19 protein-coding genes are annotated in these 18,358 nt (G+C 66.2%); 9 read left to right on the top strand and 10 right to left on the bottom strand.

All coding sequences use genetic code 11. The annotated features are described in order from the left end of the window. Positions 1-39: 39 nt before the first annotated feature. Complete coding sequence (locus AC3A6B_RS13950; RefSeq protein WP_487837288.1) at positions 40-600, bottom strand: MgtC/SapB family protein; 561 nt, start codon at positions 598-600, stop codon at positions 40-42. Then, positions 600-2,621 (bottom strand): lytic transglycosylase domain-containing protein, encoded by a 2,022-nt coding sequence (locus AC3A6B_RS13945; RefSeq protein ID WP_487837287.1) that lies wholly within the window; start codon positions 2,619-2,621, stop codon positions 600-602. Before AC3A6B_RS13945 ends, AC3A6B_RS13950 begins: the two co-directional genes overlap by 1 nt. A gap of 9 nt (positions 2,622-2,630) precedes the next feature. Between AC3A6B_RS13945 and AC3A6B_RS13940 the strand changes: the two genes are divergently transcribed. Then, on the top strand, positions 2,631-3,245 hold the full coding sequence (locus AC3A6B_RS13940; RefSeq protein WP_487837286.1) for a 5-formyltetrahydrofolate cyclo-ligase: 615 nt from the start codon (positions 2,631-2,633) through the stop codon (positions 3,243-3,245). 112 nt (positions 3,246-3,357) lie between these two features. Here the strand turns inward: AC3A6B_RS13940 and AC3A6B_RS13935 are convergent, their stop codons facing one another. After that, positions 3,358-4,341, bottom strand: a complete 984-nt coding sequence (locus AC3A6B_RS13935; protein WP_487837285.1) for a LysR substrate-binding domain-containing protein — start codon at positions 4,339-4,341, stop codon at positions 3,358-3,360. Between the two features lie 140 nt (positions 4,342-4,481). Between AC3A6B_RS13935 and AC3A6B_RS13930 the strand changes: the two genes are divergently transcribed. Then, entirely contained in the window at positions 4,482-4,802 is a 321-nt protein-coding gene (locus AC3A6B_RS13930; protein ID WP_487837284.1) for a DUF2917 domain-containing protein, read from the top strand. 81 nt (positions 4,803-4,883) lie between these two features. Here AC3A6B_RS13930 and AC3A6B_RS13925 read toward each other — a convergent pair whose 3' ends face one another. Beyond that, positions 4,884-5,288 (bottom strand): BLUF domain-containing protein, encoded by a 405-nt coding sequence (locus AC3A6B_RS13925; protein ID WP_487837283.1) that lies wholly within the window; start codon positions 5,286-5,288, stop codon positions 4,884-4,886. A 91-nt stretch (positions 5,289-5,379) separates the two neighbouring features. Here AC3A6B_RS13925 and AC3A6B_RS13920 point away from each other — a divergent pair, with 91 nt between their 5' ends. Beyond that, positions 5,380-6,150 carry a Crp/Fnr family transcriptional regulator gene (locus AC3A6B_RS13920; protein ID WP_487837282.1) on the top strand — a complete coding sequence of 257 codons (771 nt, stop codon included), beginning with the start codon at positions 5,380-5,382 and terminating at the stop codon, positions 6,148-6,150. Between the two features lie 116 nt (positions 6,151-6,266). Continuing rightward, positions 6,267-7,565, top strand: a complete 1,299-nt coding sequence (locus AC3A6B_RS13915) for a polysaccharide biosynthesis protein (RefSeq protein WP_487837281.1) — start codon at positions 6,267-6,269, stop codon at positions 7,563-7,565. Here AC3A6B_RS13915 and AC3A6B_RS13910 read toward each other — a convergent pair. Continuing rightward, positions 7,550-8,482, bottom strand: coding sequence for a hypothetical protein (locus AC3A6B_RS13910; protein WP_487837280.1), 933 nt, complete (start codon positions 8,480-8,482; stop codon positions 7,550-7,552). The genes AC3A6B_RS13915 and AC3A6B_RS13910 overlap by 16 nt on opposite strands. A 64-nt stretch (positions 8,483-8,546) precedes the next feature. Next, complete coding sequence (locus AC3A6B_RS13905; protein ID WP_487837279.1) at positions 8,547-9,383, bottom strand: DUF6279 family lipoprotein; 837 nt, start codon at positions 9,381-9,383, stop codon at positions 8,547-8,549. A gap of 52 nt (positions 9,384-9,435) precedes the next feature. Between AC3A6B_RS13905 and glmU the strand changes: the two genes are divergently transcribed. Then, entirely contained in the window at positions 9,436-10,872 is a 1,437-nt protein-coding gene (glmU, locus tag AC3A6B_RS13900) for a bifunctional UDP-N-acetylglucosamine diphosphorylase/glucosamine-1-phosphate N-acetyltransferase GlmU (RefSeq protein WP_487837278.1), read from the top strand. Here the strand turns inward: glmU and AC3A6B_RS13895 are convergent. Beyond that, entirely contained in the window at positions 10,826-11,326 is a 501-nt protein-coding gene (locus AC3A6B_RS13895; RefSeq protein ID WP_487837277.1) for an Lrp/AsnC family transcriptional regulator, read from the bottom strand. The genes glmU and AC3A6B_RS13895 overlap by 47 nt on opposite strands. Before the next feature lie 153 nt (positions 11,327-11,479). Here AC3A6B_RS13895 and glmS point away from each other — a divergent pair, with 153 nt between their 5' ends. Then, positions 11,480-13,360, top strand: a complete 1,881-nt coding sequence (gene glmS / locus AC3A6B_RS13890) for a glutamine--fructose-6-phosphate transaminase (isomerizing) (RefSeq protein WP_487837276.1) — start codon at positions 11,480-11,482, stop codon at positions 13,358-13,360. Positions 13,361-13,446: 86 nt separating this feature from the next. On the opposite strand, the gene AC3A6B_RS13885 is transcribed toward glmS, so the two are convergent. The 3 genes from AC3A6B_RS13885 to AC3A6B_RS13875 form a co-directional block, all read right to left on the bottom strand. Further along, positions 13,447-13,830, bottom strand: a complete 384-nt coding sequence (locus AC3A6B_RS13885) for a nuclear transport factor 2 family protein (RefSeq protein WP_487837275.1) — start codon at positions 13,828-13,830, stop codon at positions 13,447-13,449. Positions 13,831-13,834: 4 nt separating this feature from the next. After that, entirely contained in the window at positions 13,835-14,734 is a 900-nt protein-coding gene (locus AC3A6B_RS13880) for an MBL fold metallo-hydrolase (RefSeq protein ID WP_487837274.1), read from the bottom strand. Positions 14,735-14,806: 72 nt separating this feature from the next. After that, on the bottom strand, positions 14,807-15,439 hold the full coding sequence (locus AC3A6B_RS13875; RefSeq protein ID WP_487837273.1) for a DsbA family protein: 633 nt from the start codon (positions 15,437-15,439) through the stop codon (positions 14,807-14,809). 88 nt (positions 15,440-15,527) lie between these two features. On the opposite strand from AC3A6B_RS13875, the gene AC3A6B_RS13870 reads away from it, so the two are divergent. The 3 genes from AC3A6B_RS13870 (at position 15,528) to AC3A6B_RS13860 (ending at position 18,187) form a co-directional block, all read left to right on the top strand. After that, positions 15,528-16,484 (top strand): LysR family transcriptional regulator, encoded by a 957-nt coding sequence (locus tag AC3A6B_RS13870; RefSeq protein WP_487837272.1) that lies wholly within the window; start codon positions 15,528-15,530, stop codon positions 16,482-16,484. Positions 16,485-16,676: 192 nt separating this feature from the next. After that, complete coding sequence (locus AC3A6B_RS13865) at positions 16,677-17,051, top strand: VOC family protein (RefSeq protein ID WP_487837271.1); 375 nt, start codon at positions 16,677-16,679, stop codon at positions 17,049-17,051. A gap of 242 nt (positions 17,052-17,293) precedes the next feature. After that, a complete protein-coding gene (locus AC3A6B_RS13860) occupies positions 17,294-18,187 on the top strand; it encodes a hypothetical protein (protein ID WP_487837270.1) in 894 nt (297 codons plus the stop codon). The last annotated feature ends 171 nt before the right edge of the window (positions 18,188-18,358 follow it).

Genomic DNA, 18,358 nt, shown 5'->3' with positions numbered 1-18,358 from the left:
CAGCGCGCGATTGATGCCGAAGGCGCGGTTGATTGATGCTCAGCGCTTCGTTTCCTCGTCCGGCGACGCGATCACGCGCGGCTTGCCGTTCGCGCCGCCGCCGGACGGCGGGCCGATCATGCGTTCGATCAGCGTCACCAGCCGCGGCACCAGTGCGAGCACGATCAGCGCCAGCAGCGCGCTGATCATGGCCGTCACCTCGCGCCCGAGCCCGCAGGCCATGCCGATCGCGGCCGTCATCCAGAGGCCGGCGGCGGTGGTGAGGCCCTGCACGTGCCGTTCGTCCCGGCCCTGCTTGAGGATGGTGCCGGCGCAGAGAAAGCCCACGCCCGCCACCAGGCCCTGGATCACGCGGCTCATGTCGGCCGGCACGATGCCGGTCTGCTGCGGAACGAGCACGAAGAGCGCGGAGCCGATCGCCACCAGCATGTGGGTGCGCACCCCGGCAGCCTTGCCCTGCTGTTCGCGCTCGAAGCCGAGCGCGAAGCCCAGCACAGCGGCCAGCAGCAGGCGCACGAGGATGCGCGTGAGCTGGGCGACGTCGCCGACGTCCGAGAACTCGGACGCGATGGTGCTGGAGGCTTCGTCCCACCAAGCCATCAGGGCAGGTCCTTGTTCGGCTCGGGCTCGGCGGCATCGCGCGGGCCCACGTTGCCCAGGCGGTCCTTGATCGACTGCGGCCGCCCGGTGATGAGCGCCGCGTAGTTGGTGGCGTTGGCGAGCACCTTCTTGACGTAGTCGCGGGTCTCGTTGAAGGGCACGTTCTCGGCCCAGATCGCCGCCTCCAGCACCGGCCCGTTGCGCCAGTTGCGCGGCCGGCCGGGGCCGGCGTTGTAGGCCGCGGCGGCGAGCGCCATCGAGCCGTCGAAGTCGTCGAGCGCCAGCTTGAGGTAGTTGGTGCCGATAGTGATGTTGGTGTCGCGGTCGTTGATCTGGCCGGGCGTGAAGCCCGCGAGGCCGATCTTGTTGGCAGTCCAGCGCGCGGTGGCGGGCATCACCTGCATCAGGCCCGAGGCGCCGACGCCCGAGCGTGCGTCCATGATGAAGCGGCTCTCCTGGCGGATCAGGCCGTAGACGTAGGCCGGGTCGAGGCCGATCTCCTCGCTCTTGCGCACCACGGTGTCGCGATAGGGCATCGGGTAGCGCTGCTCGACGTCGATCATTCCCTTGGTGCGTTCGCTGGTGTTGATGCAGCGGTCCCACACTTCGCGCTGGCAGGCGAAGTCGGCCGCGGCCAGCAGTTCGCGATCGCCCATGCCGCCCTTGTCGTGCAGATTGGTCGCGTAGTTCCATTCGCGCGTGCCCTCGGGGCGCAGGCCGATCGCGATCGCGTAGAGCGCGCGGTTGAGCGCGACGTTGCTGCGCGCCGCCGCCTTCTCTTCGGGCGTGAGCGGCGCCGGGCGGGTCGGCACGGTGGCGCGCTCGCCCAGCTCCTCGAGCGCCAGCAGTTCGTAGAAGCCGCGCGTGCCGGCGATGCTCTCGAACAGCGCGCGCGCCTGGGCGCGGCGCTCGTCGCCCCCATAGGCGTGGAGGGCGCGCGCCTTCCAGTAGACCCAGGTCGGATCCTGCTGCGTCGATTCGCTCATGGCATCGATCGCGGCCTGCACGTTCTTCCAGTGGCCGCTGCGGAGCGCGGCGCGCGTCTTCCAGGCCAGCATGTCGTCGGAGAGATCGCTGTTCTTCGTGACGTTCGCGAAGGCGCCGCCCGCCGCCGGCGAGAGTTTGACGGCGTACTGCCGGCCGATCGCGCCCCAGAGCCAGTTGCGCTCCTCCGGCGTCAGCATCGGGCCCCACTTGCTTTCGAGCTGGGAGGCCGCCATGTCGGGGTCGGCGATGGTCATCTTGATCAGCGCGAGCACCACCAGCTCCTTGCGCGCCTTGGTGGCAACGAAGGCGCGGCCGGCCAGGAACTTGGGCCAGCTGGCGTTCAGCTCGTCGAACTGGGCGACGGCATCGGGCGCGGCGAGGACGATTGCGGCACGCGCGGCCTGCGGCCGGTTGGCTTCGATGGAAAGGCGCGCCTTCTTCCAGGCGTCGTTGGGCGACATCAGGCCGGCCGCGATCATGCGATCGGCCGCGGTCAGGCAGCCGTCGTCGAGCTCGCGCTGGCCCAGCCAGTTGCGGCGCACTTCGTCGGCCTGCGCCTTGGTGGCGCTACCGCCGCGCAGCGTCTCGACCAGGATCGCGTAGCAGCGGACCTGGGCATCGTCGTTCATGCGGAAGGCCGGATGCAGCGCGGCGAAGCCGTCCCAGTCGCGGCGCTGGCCGAGCAGCATCAGCCAGTCGTTGCGCAGGCGGTCTTCCTGGTAGGTGCCGGCGTAGCGCGAGAGGAAGTCCTGCACCTCGGAGGCACTCGCTTCCTGCAGGCGCGCCTTCAGCTCCCAGTAGGCGGCCCAGGGTTCCAGCACATGGCCGCGCGCCTGCGGCAGCAGGGCCGCGAGGCGCGCCTTGTCGCCGCGCTGGAAGGCCTGCTTCATCTGGACCAGCACATCGTCGTCGCGGTTCTGCGCGCAGGCCGGCTGCAGCAGTGCCGCGGCGGCGAGGACGAGCGAAAGAGCGAGGGAGGAGAAGGGTGCGCGGGGGCGGCGGGGCGCGGGTGCCAAAATGCTTGCAAACTGCATCGGGCGATTATGGACAAGTCAAAGGGTGCCGACACCTCGGCAACTGCCAACTTTCTCAAGCAACAGCTGCGAAAAGCACTGATCGAACAGCGTCTTGCGATGCCCGACCGCCTCGCGCGCGCCGACCTGCTGCAGCGCGTGATGCGGATCTGGCTGGTCGGCCGGCCCGACACCGTGATCGGCGCCTACTGGCCGATCAAGGGCGAGTTCGATCCCTTGCCGGCGCTGCACCGCTGGAAGGAAGACGGCGAATTGCTCGACGAGCCGCAGCGCCGGCGCATCGGCCTGCCGGTGGTCGACCGCGTCAACAAGATCCTGACCTTTCGCGCGTGGTATCCGGGCTGCCCGATGGAGAACGACGCCTTCAACATTCCGAAGCCGAAGGACACCGAGCTGATCGTGCCCACGCTGCTGTTCGTGCCCTGCCTGGGCTACAGCGCCGGCGGCTACCGCCTGGGCTACGGCGGCGGCTTCTACGACCGCACGCTGGCGGCGCTGCAGCCGCGGCCCTTCACCGTGGGGCTGGGCTTCACGAACGGCTACATCGAGGAGTTCGAGCCGGAGGCGCACGACCTGCCGCTGGACGCCATCCTCAACGACAACGGCGTCGTCTGGCCGACATGACGCCCACCCCCAGGCTTCGCGCACTTCGTGTCGCTGCGTCAACCCCATCACGGGGGCAAACACCAGCGGCCCGGCAAAGCCGGTTCCGCGGTGTTCCTGGAAAAATCCGCGTTCAGTCCAGCTGATCTACCGTATCCGGATCAGGCACCTCGCCGATGGTTTCGCGCGTGACGGCAGCCTGCGACTGCAGCCAATCGCAAAAGTCCTTGATCTCGGGCCGCAGCGCGCTGCGCGGCCCGGCGATCAGCCAGTAGGCCATCGGTGAATCCATGCGGTGGTGCGGCAGCACTTCGACGAGATCGCCGTTGGCCAGGCTTTCGGCGATCAGCGAGCTGCGCGCCAGCACCACGCCCTGGCCGGTGAGGGCGGCCTGCACCATCTGGTAGGCGTAGTTGAAGTAGAGCCAGCGCTTCGGCTGGGCGCGCTGCAGGTTGTTGATCTCGAACCAGCGGCGCCACGTGAGCCATTCGAGGTGCGTGCGGTGCGCATCGCCGGCCTCGATCAGCGTGAAGCGTGCGATGTCGGCCGGTTCCTTGATGGCCGGGTTGCTCTTGATCAGCCACGGGCTCGCCACCGGCGTCAACGATTCGCCGAAAAGCCGCACCGCCCCGTCCGGCATGTTCTCGCCCGGGCCGTAGCGCAAGGCGATGTCGACGTCGGACATGTCCAGGTCGAGCGCCGCGTCGCTGGCGTCGATGCGGATGTCGATGTCCGGGTTGTCGCGCTGGAAGGCTTCGAGCCGGGGGATCAGCCACATCGAGGCGAAGGAGGCGAAGGTGGTGAGCGACACGCTCTTGCGGCCCGCGCTGTGCCGGATCTGGCGCACCGCGCCGTCGATGCGCGGCAGCGACTGCTGCACCGCCAGCAGCAGCTGGGCGCCCGCGCTCGTGAGCTCGACCGCGCGCGTGTGGCGCAGGAACAGGCCGACGCCGACCTCCTCCTCCAGCGACTGGATCTGCCGGCTGACGGCCGATTGGGTGAGCGCCATCTCTTCCGCCGCGGCACGGAAGTTCAGGTGCCGGGCCACGGCCTCGAAGGCGCGCAGATGGCCGGCCGAGATCGGGCGGGAGCGCAGGTGGGTCTGGGAATGCTGCATGGGGCGGAAGATGGATTGATGCGAAACCGGAATCAGTAGGCTACCGCGTTTTCATTGGACCGCCAACGGGGGAAGGCCGATCATTCATTCCCGAAGCGCGCCATTGCGTTTCGGAGAAAACCTTCTTTCAGGAGTCTCACATGTCCGCCGCTTGCACCACCACCTCTACGTTCCCGTCCCCGGCCCTGGCACGTCCGGCTGCCGTACCGCCGGCCGTGCGCCGTGGTGCATGGCAGTTGGCGGCTGGCGAGGCGACCAGTCTCAGAGCCTCCAGCGCGAGCATCCTGCGCATCCGGCAAGGCCGGGTGTGGGTCACGCGCGATGCCACCGACGTCTGGGGCAGCGAAGACCTGGTGCTCGCGCCGGGCGAAACGCTGGCCGTCGCCGCCGGCGAGCGCATCGTGATGGAGCCGTGGGACAGCCACGGCGCCACCTACAGCTGGGACGTGGCGGCTGCCTAGCCCGCCGCCGGGCCGCCCCAAGGCGGGCTGCGCCCCTTCGGGGGGCAGCGAGGACACGCAGTGCCGAGCGTGCGGCCTTAGCTATCCAGCAATGTCGAGGCGGGGGCGCAGCGCCAGAAAGCGCTGCAGCGCCTCCGTCCCGTCGAGTTGCTGAAGGGTGGCGATGTCTTCGCCTTCCGCCTCGTCCTCGGTCTGGGCCAGGCCCATGTCGAAGCGCTGGTAGCGGCGCTTCAAGAGCTCGCCTTCATAGACCACGCGCATCTCCGTGTGCCGCGGGTCGGCCTCCAGGCGGTTCAGCAGGCCCAACACCTGCCTTCGCGGGCCTTCGAAATGCTGGCAGAAGCGCATGCCGTCGAATACCAGCAGTCCCGTGATGCCTTCCGTTGCGTTGCGGGCGCGCGCCCGGCTCACGATCTGGCCGACGATCTCGGTGGGTTGGTCGGGCGCCAGCAGGCTGCAATACAGGATTTCGTGGAGTTCGGTCATTCGTTCGTGGGCGCCAAGCGTACGCAGTCTAGGTGCGCCCAACAGCTTGCGAAATGTGAAAAGACACAGGCGGGAGGCCTATAGTGGATCGGTGAAATTCGAGGACTATCCGGCCCCTGTCCATCCGCCGCGCTGCGCCCATCCTTGCGAGGAGTGCGGCCTGCGCCGGAACCCCGCTTTCTTGCCTGTATCGCCCGAGGAGCTGCATGCCATCCAGTCCTTCCGCACGGGCACGCGCGTCGTCGATGCCGGAAAACCGGTGGTCGAGGAAGACCGCCCCAGCGCGCAGCTGTTCACGCTCTATTCCGGCTGGGCCTTCCGCTTCAAGACGCTCAGCGACGGCCGGCGGCAGATCCTGAGCTTCCTGTTGCCGGGCGACTTCATCGGGTTGCAGGATGAATTTGCCGAGAGCCATACGCACGGCGTCGAGGCGGTGACCGCGGTCACGCTGTGCGTCTTTCCGCGAGACCGGCTCTGGAACCTGTTCCACAGCCAGCCCAAGCTGGGCTACGACATCACCTGGCTGGCGGCGCGCGAGGAAAAGATGGTGGACGACAACCTCGTGACCGCCGGCCGGCGCAACGCGGCCGAGCGGGTCGCGATGCTGCTGATGCATCTCTACCGCCGCGCGGAGCGCGTCGGCATGGCGCGCGAGGGTTGGGTCGTGTTTCCGTTCAACCAGCAGCACATCGCCGATGCACTGGGGCTGTCTCTGGTGCACACCAACAAGACCTTGCGGCGGCTGCAGCAGCTCGGGCTCTACAAGCTCGACGGCGGATGGCTGCGCATCCTCGAGCCCCATGCGCTTGAGGCGTTGGGAGACTATTTCGAGCGGCCGCTGCAGCCCACGCCGCTGATCTAGGCTTATCAACAGGCCCTGGTCACGGTCATCGCGTATCGTAGAGGCCCCGCCCGAAATCCCGGGCACGAGCCCGACCCGGCAGCCGCCGGCCAACCCCTGACCGCGCTGCCACACCCGTGAAACTCCTGTCCCGTCTGCGCCAGATCGCCATGGTCGGCGGCGTCGAAACCTTCGGTGTGGCGATGGGCGGCATTGCCGGCCTGCTCATCGTCAACGTGATGCCGAAGGACCAGTACGCGGCCTACACCTTCCTCGTGGCGTGCATGACGCTGATCCTGGGCATCACCGACCTCGGGCTCGCGCATTGCACCCTGCCCGTCGTCGGCCAGCGCGCGGGCGAAGTTAAGTGGGTGGTGGGCGTCTGCCACCAGGTATTCCGCAAGCGCTGGCTGCTGCTGGTGCTGGGCCTGGCCATCATTGGCCCCTACTGGTTCTATACCTCGCAGCAGCATGCGTGGTCCGGGTGGGCCTATCTCGCAGCGTCGCTGCTCATGGTCGCCGTCGTCCTGCTGACGCTCAGGGAGCACTACGCCAACACGGTGCTCTTGATCCTCGGCCAGATCCCGACCCTGAACCGCATCGCCTTCTCGTCCCATTGCGTGCGCATCGCTTTCGTCGGCGCGGTGCTCCTGCTGCCCGCCACCTCCTGGGCGGTGACCGGCATCGTGGCGGCGACCGCCGCGGCGAGCTTCGTCAGCGTGATGCTGTACCGCAAGGCCTTCAGGACACAGCAGTTGCCGGACGCCCATCTCGACGAGGCCGATACGAAGAAGGTGGATGCCCAGGTGATCCGGATCGCAAAGCCGCTGGTGCTGCCGGCCATCTTCTACCAGGTGCAGGGCGTAATCACCGTGTTCCTGGCGTCCTTGTTCGGCACCGCCGGCATGCTGGCCGAGGTCGGCGCCTTCGGCCGCCTGGCGATGGTGCTGATCGTGGTGGACCGCGTCACCAACATCCTGTTGTTCCCCGCCATCGCACGGGCGCCGGTGGGACCCCGCCTCGGCGCAATCGTGGCGCAGGCCCATCTGGCCTATTTCGCCATGAGCGCACTGGTCTTGCTGACCTCCTTCTACTTCCCGCAGTACTGGATCCTGCTTCTGGGCAAGCAGTACGCCAGCATGACGCCGCTGGTGTGGATGGTGTTCCTGGCTTCGATCCTGATGAACGCATCGGGTTTTGCCTTCCGCACACTGTCGGTCCGCGGCGCGACGGCGGGCCAGACCTACAGCATCGCAGTGACGCTGATCACCCAGGTGCTCTATTTGTGGCTGGTGGGCGTGAGCGATCTGCGCTCCGTGCTCGGTTTCGGCATCGCGACCAGCCTGGCCAACTTCGGCTACCAGTACTTCCTGCTGGCCGTCCGTTGGCTGGAGTGGCGCAAGGACGTCATCGACGACGCTCAGGCGCGCTTGTAGACCCGCCCGATGGCGGCCGCGATCTTCAGCGAGAGCTGGCGCTTGGCGAGCTCGCCGTCCGAATACGCCTTGATCGGCCCATCGGCGAAGCGGTAGTACCACTTGCTCGCGGCCGATGGCGGCTGCCCGCGCAGGGCCTGGCGGATGTGGCCGCCATGCCAGGGCTTGACCGAGCCGACCGCGTGCGAGAGGTAGTAGCCCCCGGGCGCGAAGTCCATGGCTTCCGGCCCGGCCGTGTTCAGCGGCGCCTCGCACACGGTGAGCGCGAAGTTCAGCGCGTCCTGATCGGTCGAATGGAACAGCGCGGCGGAACCGCCGGCCTTGAGTTCCTTGGCATGCTCGTTATAGGCCACGACCAGGTCGCACAGGCGGCGCCAGAGGTCCAGGAACTCCAGGTGTGCGCGCGAGACCGCGATGAAGCCCGCGTTGTAGTAGCGGTCGAGCCCGCGCCGTGGCGTGGCGCCGTGCGGTTCGAAGAAGCGCGCCCACAGCAGCCGCTTGGGATGCCGCGCCGGGAAGCACCAGTTGACGTCCTCGGCCAGCGAGATCCCGTCTTCGGTGAACCAGCCGGTCAGCGCGGGCCAGTCGCACTTCACGACGATGTCCGGATCGATGTAGGCCACGACATCGGATTGCGGCGCGTGCTTCTCCAGCATTTCGCGGATGAAGGTCGGCTTGTAGTAGGTGAAGTGCAGCGGGGTGTCGAGCTCCAGCATGCGCAGCACCAGCCCGGGGGCCGCCTGCATCCGGCCGGTGCTGCCGTCGAAGGCCGGCGCGTCGACGATCCAGCTCGGCAATGCACCGCGGTAGCCGACCCAGAGCTCGCCGCTGTAGCCGGCGGCGATCAGCGAATTCGCCAGCGCCGCGACGCCGAAGTGATAGTTCCGTTCGAAAAGCGTGCAGAGCGTGATGTTCATGGAGGGTCGCAGTTGATCGCGCTCGAGTGTAAACAAATGTTCTATAGGGCGATGCGGCCAGGCATCACGGCGCGGCCATCAGCTCGACCAGGTCGCGTTCGTAGGCCTTGAGCCGCCGCGCCGCCTGCTCGCGCTGGGATGCGCTGGTGCGCTCGTGCAGCGCCGCCATGTTGCGGCAGCCTTCCTGCAGCAACGCCTGCTGCCGGTCACGCGCCGGCCCGGGCGGCGGGTCGGCGATGCGCTGCACGAAGGCATGGATGGCGGCGCGCGCTTCGGCCGGCGGCGTCTTCTCGGCCTGGAAGCGGCGCAACAGGGCAAGCGTCTCCTGCTGGCGCCTCCTGCGCTGGCTGTCGATGAAGCTCGGATCGAACGCCGACTGCGCCACCTGTTGCCTCAGCAGCTCGCGCTGGGACGGATCGAGCCGGCCATAGAAATCCTCGTTGCGATCCAGAAGCAGCTCGTAGCGCTTCTCCTGCCAGCGGTCGGGGCTGCGTTCGAGCCAGTCCTTGCGGTAGTCGGCGTTGATCCTGGCGTACTTGCGCTCGAGCTGCTGCAACTGCGCTTCGCCCAGGCTCAGGGCGAGATCGGCGCCGGCGGGCTCGGCATGTTCCGCCACCGCCACCATGCGCGCCCGGACCTCGTCGCCCATCTCGCAGGCCTGCGCCGGCGTGAAATCGCCGGGCGCGAGGGCCTGGGCCTTCTGCAGCAGCGCGACGATCTTCGGCAACTCGTTCTGGCGATGCCATGCCAGCAGCTGCGCGAGCTCGTCGCGCACGCGCAGCGTCTGCGCGCCGTCGAAGTCCAGATAGCCGTCGAGCCACCAGTAACTGAACGCGGGCAGGTTGTTGTAGGCCAGCTTGATCGTGCTGCAGGCGGCCAGGGCGGAGGCGACAAGCAGCACGCCGATAATTCGCGCCAGCTTTGCGCAACGCATCCGCATTCGGGAAAGAGGCATGAACAAGACTCCGCAGGAAAACCAGGAACCGGTCGACGTCGTCATCATGGCGGCCGGAAAAGGCACGCGCATGAAGAGCAGCCTGCCCAAAGTGTTGCATCGATTGGGCGGGCGCGCACTGGTCGCGCACGTGGTCGACACCGCCCAACGCATCGGCGCGCGTCACGTGGTGGTGGTGACGGGGCACGGCGCGACCGACGTCGAAGCCGCGCTCGAAAGCGGCGCGAGCGGCAGGGTGCCCCTGTTCGCGCGCCAGGTGCCCCAGCTCGGCACCGGCCACGCGATGCAACAGGCTGCGCCGCTCCTGCCCGACGACGGCACTGTGGTGGTGCTGTCGGGTGACGTGCCGCTGATCGGCGAAGCCACCCTGCGCGCGCTGGTGGCGCAAAGCGGGGGGCGCCGGCTCGCGCTGCTCACGATCCGCGTCGACGATCCGGCCGGCTACGGCCGCATCGTGCGGGCCCCCGCGGCCCAGGACGGCGAGGGCGAAGTGCAGGCGATCGTCGAAGAGAAGGACGCGAACGAGGCGCAGCGCGCCATCCGCGAGATCTACAGCGGCGTGATGGCGGTGCCGGCCCAGCTGCTGAAGACCTGGCTCGTGCGCCTGGACAACAAGAACGCGCAGGGGGAGTACTACCTGACCGACGTGGTCGGCTTCGCCACCGTCGACGGCGTGCCCGTCGTCGCGCACCGCACCGACGACGCGCTGCAGGTGGCGGGCGTCAACAGCCCGGCGCAGCTCGCGGCGCTCGAACGCGCCTATCAGCTCCGCCAGGCCGATGCGCTGATGGCGCAGGGCGTGCGGCTCGCCGACCCGGCGCGCTTCGACTTGCGCGGCACCCTGGCGTGCGAATCGGATGTGGAGATCGACGTCAACTGCGTGTTCGAGGGCGCGGTGTCGCTGGGCGCGGGCGTTCGCGTGGGTGCGAACTGCGTAATCGCCAATGCGCGCATCGAGACCGGCGCGGTGATCCATCCCTTCACCCACATCGACGGCGAGAAGGCCGGCGTGACGGTCGGCGAGGGTTCGCGCATCGGCCCTTTCGCGCGGCTGCGGCCCGGTGCCCGCCTGGGCGCCGAAGTGCACATCGGCAACTTCGTCGAAGTGAAGAACTCGACGCTGGCTGCCGGCGCCAAGGCCAACCACCTGGCCTACCTGGGCGACGCCACGGTCGGCGCGCGCGTCAACTACGGCGCCGGCAGCATCACGGCCAACTACGACGGCGCCAACAAGCACCGCACGGTGATCGGCGACGACGTGCACGTCGGCAGCAACTGCGTGCTGGTGGCGCCGGTCACGATCGGCGTCGGGGGCACGGTAGGCGGCGGCTCGACCGTGACCAAGAGCACCGAACCGGGCGCCTTGACGGTGGCGCGCGCGCGGCAGGTCAGCTTTTCGAATTGGCAGCGACCGCAGAAGGCGCCGAAGGACTGAAGGGCAGCGGCACGCGCGGCGAGAACTTTGCGCGTTTCAGGCTGAAGAAAGCCTTCACGTTGCGCACGTTGGCATCGGTGGTGAAGAGGCGCTGCGCCAGCGCCTGGTAGCCCGGCATGTCGCGCACAGTGACGATGAGCACGAAATCCGGCCCGGGGGAGACCCGGTAGCACTGCTGCACCGCGTCGTCCGGCGTGATGCGCGCTTCGAAGGCGTCGAGGGCGGCGGCGTCCTGGCGGTCCAGCGAGACCTCGATCACCGCGGTGAGCAGCGCGCCGACCCTCTCGGTATCCAAGATCGCGACCTCGCGCTCGATCCAGCCTGCCTCGCGCAGCCGCCGCACGCGCCGAAGGCAGGTGGGCGCGGAGATGTTGAAGCGCTCGGCCAGCGACTGGTTGCTTTGGGAGGCATCCTGCTGCAGGGCATCCAGGAGCTGCAGATCGGTTTGATCCATGTCGATTTATTTCACATTGACTGCAGTAATGAAATAATAGTTTGCTTGCAGATTGACATGAAATATTAAGTCAAATTTGATTGAATATTGATCTCCTTTTGCGCAGCAAGACGCCTACGATCCCATCCGACTTCAATCCGTAGGAGCTTTTCCATGTGTGGCATCGTCGGCGCCGTTTCCGCCCGCAACATCGTTCCCATCCTCGTGCAAGGCCTGCAGCGCCTCGAGTACCGCGGCTATGACTCCTGCGGCGTCGCCGTGCACGCCAAGGGCCTGCAGCGCGCCCGCACCACCGCGCGCGTGGCCGACCTGCTGGCCCAGGTGCGCGACGACCGCATCGAGGGCACGACCGGCATCGCCCACACGCGCTGGGCCACGCATGGCGCGCCGGCAGTGCACAACGCGCATCCGCATTTCAGCCACGGGGCCGGCGCCGACGCGGAGACCACGCGACCCGGCCGCGTGGCGCTGGTGCACAACGGCATCATCGAGAACCACGAGGCGCTGCGCGCGGCCCTGCAGGCCAAGGGCTATGTGTTCGCCAGCCAGACCGATACCGAGGTCATCGCCCACCTGATCGACAGCCACTACGACGGCGATCTGTTCGAGGCCGTGAAGACCAGCGTGCGGCAGTTGCAGGGCGCCTACGCGATCGCGGCGATCTGCCGCGACGAGCCGCATCGCGTGGTCGGCGCGCGCGCCGGCTCGCCATTGATCCTCGGCGCGGGCAAGGAGGACGGCGAGAACTTCCTCGCCAGCGACGCGATGGCGCTGGCCGGCGTGACCGACCAGATCGTCTACCTCGAGGAGGGCGACGTGGTCGACATCCAGCCGGGCAAGTACTGGATCGTCGACCGCGCCCACAAGCCGGTCACGCGGCCGGTGCGCACCGTGCTCGCGCACAGCGGCGCTGCGGAACTGGGGCCGTACCGCCACTACATGCAGAAGGAAATCTTCGAGCAGCCGCGCGCGATCGCCGACACGCTCGAAGGCGTCGAGGGCATCGTGCCCGAACTCTTCGACGGCGCCGGCAGCGACGGCGCGCCGGGCGCGGCCGCATGGCGCGTGTTCGAGGACATCGACAAGCTGCTGATCCTCGCCTGCGGCACCAGCTACTACAGCGGCTGCGTCGCCAAGTACTGGCTCGAAAGCATCGCGAAGATTCCGGCCCAGGTCGAGATCGCGAGCGAGTACCGCTACCGCGATTCCGTGCCGGACCCAAAGACCCTGGTCGTCACCATCAGCCAATCGGGCGAGACCGCCGACACGCTGGCGGCACTGAAGCATGCGCGCTCGCTGGGCATGGAGCAGACCCTCACCATCTGCAACGTCGCGACCAGCGCGATGGTGCGCGAATGCAAGCTGGCCTACATCACGCGCGCCGGGGTCGAGATCGGCGTGGCTTCCACCAAGGCCTTCACGACGCAGCTGGCGGGGCTCTTCCTGCTCACGCTCGCACTGGCGCAGGCCAAGGGCCGCTTGAGTGAAGAAGAGGAGGCGCGCTATCTGAAGGAGATGCGCCACATGCCGGTGGCGCTGCAGTCGGTGCTGGCGCTGGAGCCGCAGATCATGAGCTGGGCCGAGGATTTCGCGCGCAAGGAAAACGCGCTCTTCCTCGGCCGCGGGCTGCATTACCCGATCGCCCTCGAAGGTGCGCTCAAGCTCAAGGAAGTGACCTACATCCACGCCGAGGCCTATGCCGCCGGCGAACTCAAGCACGGCCCGCTCGCGCTGGTCACCAGCGAGATGCCGGTGGTGGCCGTGGCACCCAACGATGCGTTGCTGGAAAAGCTCAAGAGCAACCTGCAGGAAGTGCGCGCGCGCGGCGGCGTGCTCTACGTGCTGGCCGACGGCGACACCCGGATCGAGAGCGGCGAAGACCTGCACGTGATCCGCATGCCGGAGCACTACGGCGCGCTGTCACCGATGCTGCACGTGGTGCCGTTGCAGTTGCTGGCCTATCACACGGCGTGCGCGCGCGGGACCGATGTGGACAAGCCGCGCAATCTGGCGAAGAGCGTGACGGTGGAGTAGGGGTGCGGCCTGCAGCAGGAGAGAGAGGAGGCGCGCCGCCGCGGCGGCAGCAGGAGGCAAGAAACGTCCTAGCTACGGTGCAACCGTCATGGCCAGGTTGACCATCGCGCTATCGACGTACTGTTCCATGCTGACGATCTTGCCGTCTTGAGCCGATAGAGATGGGCGAATGACGCGCTCATTGCTTTTCCGGTTGTCGCATAGATGCCTGAATACACGCCGAAGGCCGCGACTCGATCGCCATCGGCCAAATACGTGTGAACCGCGGCCCGGTAGTCCACCCACTCGGTTGCCAATCTCCGAAACACCTGGTCGAAGATTTCCTTCGGGCCGGTGTATGTCCCGGCGTAGGGAAATCCGGCTGCTTCCGTCCAGGTGGCCTCAGGGGCCAGAGCGGCGAGCAGATGCTTGCCGTTCTCCTCCGACGGCCCTTTGTAGGTCGCGCGAATGACGTCCAGATTGGTGGTCAACGCTTCAGCCCCACTTCATCTCGCCTTTGGCGACCTTGGCGCCGATCTGCAAAGCCACGCCCATGCCGGCGTTCGGATAGCGCTTGGTCATTGCCGCGATCAGGGCCGCGCTGTCAGCGGTCTTCGCCAGCTCCTCCTCGAACGCCGCGAGGTAGTCGCGCGTGTAGCGGATCGCCGTTGCGTCGATCGCAGCACCAGGCGCGATGTGGCCAGGGACCACCACGGCGGGCTTGCGCGCTGCCATGGCGTCAAGCGTCTTCACCCAAGCCGCGCGCGCCTCGGCACCCTGTGTGTCAGCGGTCCACACGTGAACGCCTGAGAACAGCAGCACGCCGCCGAAGATGGCGTTGAGCGAAGGCACCCAGATGTAGCGACGGTTGGCAAGACCATCGGCATCGGCGATCTCGATGGTCTGGCCTTCCAGGGTGAGGCTCCGGCCGTCGAAGGCTTCCGGCATCACGATGTCCGTCAGCGCCTGCGGACCGTTTTCCTTGAGCTGAGGGCCCCAGGTCGCCAGTTTCTTTTCCACGTTGCCCTTGATGGCCGCGATCGTGGCTGACGCAGCGATCACCTTGGCCTCTGGAAATGCCGCCTTGATGGGCGCCAGGCTGAAGTAGTAGTCGGGATCGCTCTGGCTGATGTAGATGGCCGTGAGCTTTTTTGCATTGGCTTTGACTGCCTCGGCAAGCGCCTTGCCATCGGAAAGCGTGAAGCCACCATCGATCAGGATGGCCTCGCGCGCGCCGGAGATCAAGACCGGGGCGCGGAAGAATCCATGCTCGCCGGCGGGAAAATGCTTCCAGGTCAGTTGGGCATTTGCAGCCATGGCGGTTTTCACTCCTAGGATGGCCGTTGCGACACCCGCGGCGGCTACAGTTTTGATCACGTCTCTTCGCGTTGTCATGGGGTCGTGCCTTCTACAAAGTTAATGAACAGGGTTTGCCGGGACAGGTCCGGCGATAGGCTCAGGGACCGCTCAGGCCGCTTCCAGCTGACTGATCAGTGCCTGTGGGTCGGAAGAGGCAGCGTGATCGAGCATCCAGCGCTTGGCGCCCGATTCGACAATCAAGGTCGGCACGCCGCGAGCACCGAATTCGCGCATCAACGCCTGGGCGCGACCCATGCGGGCGCGACTGGCGCCGAGTAGATCCGCGTCCGGATGCGCCAGCCGCGCGGCCACTTTGAGATCGAGCGCCTCCAGCAGATCGGTCAGGTCCACCAACGACGTCACGTCGCTGCCGTCCACGTAGCGCGCACGCTGGATGGCCTTGAGGGCTTCCAGTTCTCTGGAGGGGCCGGTCAACGACACGGCAGTCAGCGCCAACGTGGCGGGGCCGCTGTCGAAAAGCTGCTGGCGATTGCCCAGAACCCGACGGCGATATTGCTCGGTGAAGCGCTGCCCCGTCAGGCGTTCGATGCGCTGATCGTTGGACCAGGCGTAGGCAGCAAACTCATCGTCCATCGGCCTCGCACCTTCGGCAGAAAACAAGCCGGTCGGCAACAGCTCCAGGCGGACGCCGGGAATTTCCTGCAACCTCGAAACAGCCGGCGCTGCGCCGTAGCACCAGCCACACAGCGGGTCGAACAGGTAATGCAGGGTCTTGTTCATGGGGAAAGAGGCAGAAGGACATCGTTGCTGTTGGCCATCGTAGGCAGCCTCGATTGATTTTTAAAGACATACATGCTAAACAATCTGTATGTTAAAAACATACAATCAAGACGAAGGCGGCCTGGGAGGGCTCGGTAACCTGCGACGCTTGGCCTACTTCGTGTCCGTGGTGGAGACCGGTTCGTTCACTGCGGCGGCAGAGCGGCTGGGCATCACCAAGGCGGTGGTCAGTCAGCAGGTTGCTCGGCTGGAGAACGAGTTCCGAACCTCGCTCCTGGTTCGCACCACGCGCAGGGTTCAGGCCACCGAAACTGGGCAAACCTTCTATCGGCGCTGCGCCCTGATCCTGCGCGAGGCGGAGGATGCCTTCGACGAATTGGCCAAAGCATCGACAGAGCCGTCCGGCATGCTGCGATTGACTGCGCCCTTGGACTACGGCGTCGGGGTCGTAGTGCCGGCCATCGCCGCCTTCACCCAGAGCTATCCAGGCTGCAAGGTCGACGCAATCCTGAGCGACCAGACGCTGGACATCATGTCCGGCAATATCGAACTGGCGATCCGTGTGGGTTGGCTGGCTGAGACCGGCCTGCAGGCGCGGAAGATCGGTACCTTCCGGCAATTGCTCGTTGCGTCACCGACGATGGGTCCGCAGGTGGCGCGGCTCAAGCGCCCGGGAGACATCGCCAGCCTGTCGTTCGTCGCCAATACCGCCTTGCGTGACCACCTCAGGTGGAATTTCTCGCTCAACGAGATCGACCGCCAAGTAGTGAACGTGCAGGCCTCGATTTTTCTCGATGCCACGCTCGCCGTGCGCGAAGCGGTGTGCAACGGCGCGGGACTTTCGGTGCTCCCGGACTATGCGGTCGCAGACGATCTGGTCGCCGGGCGACTCATCCAAGTCCTGCCGCAATGGCACCTGCCTTCTGGTGGCATCCACGCGGTCTTTCCGGCTGCGCGCTTTCGTCCGGCGAAGGTCCGAGCCTTCGTCGACCTGTTGGCAGACAGAGAGCAGCAACGACAGGCCGTGTACAGGTCCGGTGCGTAGCGTCCGCCATATCAGCAGGAACAGTCCGGTCAATGCTTGGTCGTGGCGCACAGCAAGGACCCGGGCTTGACCGACCTGCTGGTAAGGCGGCATTAAAGTCTGAGACATCGAGCCGCAGCGAAGGACCGCTTGGCTGGCGGCATGCTCCGATTGCCTCTCCGTCAGGCAGACCCACCCACTTCAGGAGAACTCATGTTTGACCACGTCAAATTCGGAGTCAGCGACTATGCAGCGAGCAAAGCGTTCTTCCTCAAGGCACTCGAACCGCTCGGCGTAGCTGTTGTCTCGGAGGGGCCCCCGACGTACGGTGTCGAGCTTTGCCCAAAGGGTAAGGCTTCATTGTGCCTGTACCAAACCGAGGAGAAGCCGGCGCATCTTCACCTGGCGTTCAGGGCCGAGAATCGCCGGCAAGTCGAAGCGTTCTATCGCGCGGCCCTGGAGGCGGGCGGCAAGGACAATGGCGCGCCTGGACTGCGCCCGCACTACCACGCGAACTACTTTGCAGCTTTCGTCATTGGTCCGGACGGGCACAACATCGAAGTGGTTTGCAACGAACCCGAGGCCTAAGCTTCCCGCCCCCACTCATTCAAACGTTGAACGTTGAATGCAGCGTCAGAGACAGAACTCCGTCGCGGATGCGAACTTGTGCGTGGGGGCACAGAGCGGTACATTTGAATACTTTCGATTTCACTTTCCAGGCGTCCGCCCTGGGGAGATGGCAGCGAATGCAGTGGTAGCGGCGCGCCCTTCGTCGCTTTGGTTGGCCAGGGCCGTTCTTTGGAACAGATCAACTCTTCGGACACCAAGCCATGCGCCTCTTCAACAACCTGAAGACCAAAATACAGGAGCTGTTGACTCAGGGACGCCAGGTCGGAGCCGCCATCAGCGGATTGTTCGACCTCACGCTCCATCACCAGACCCGATCGGCCCAGACCGATCATCCCAATCCGCTCAACCGCTACGGAAAGAAGTGCTTCTCCCAGACCGACGAGGATGGCCTCACCCTCGAGGTCCTGAAGCGAATCGACTGCCTGAAGAACGGTGTCTACGTCGAATTCGGCGTTGGCGACGGCACGGAGAACAACACGCTGATCCTGGCTTCGCTGGGCTGGAAAGGCTTCTGGGTCGGCGGCGACTCCCTCAGGATCAGCATTGACCCGAACAGCGACCGGTTCGCCTACCTCCGCGACTGGATCACGCTGGACAACATCCTGCCGCTGGTGCAGCAAGGGCTGAGCAGGATCTCGTCGACCGACATCGACGTCATCTCGCTCGACCTGGACGGCAACGACATCTACTTTGCCGAGAAACTGCTGGCCAGCGGGCTCGAGCCGAAGCTATTCATCGTCGAATACAACGGCAAGTTCCCGCCGCCCGTGGAGTTCCAGATCGTCTATGACGCGAAGCACAGCTGGAAGGGCGATGACTACTTCGGCGCGTCATTGACCAGCTTCGCCAAACTGTTCGAACGATTCGGCTATCGGCTCGTGTGCTGCAACTCCCATTCGGGCGCCAACGCCTTCTTCGTTCACGGCGCCTATTCCCCCGCGTTCGCCGACGTGCCGGCCGACATCGAGAACATTTACGTCGGCCCCCGCTACTTCCCGTACAGGAAATTCGGGCACCCCCAGTCGATCAGGACCATCGAGCAAATCCTCGGCGGCCAATCACAGGGCCCTGGCCTGCGGGTGATTCATGTGTGAACAGGCCCTTCTATGAGGACTGTGTTGTCAAGCGAATGTGGTGGCGGATGCTTGGCTGCTGCTCCTGGCGGTTGCGAATAGCCTTGGGCGAAGCCTGGCGGTCATGATCCGAGGTCGGGGTGTGATGAGCGTTTCGAGCCAAGGCTCGTACAACCTTCTATCCGTGCCGAA

The organism is Variovorax sp. Soil_C_33 (genome assembly GCF_057656935.1).
Note: the sequence above shows the minus strand (reverse complement) of the source record. Positions and strands in the feature narration are given on the sequence as shown.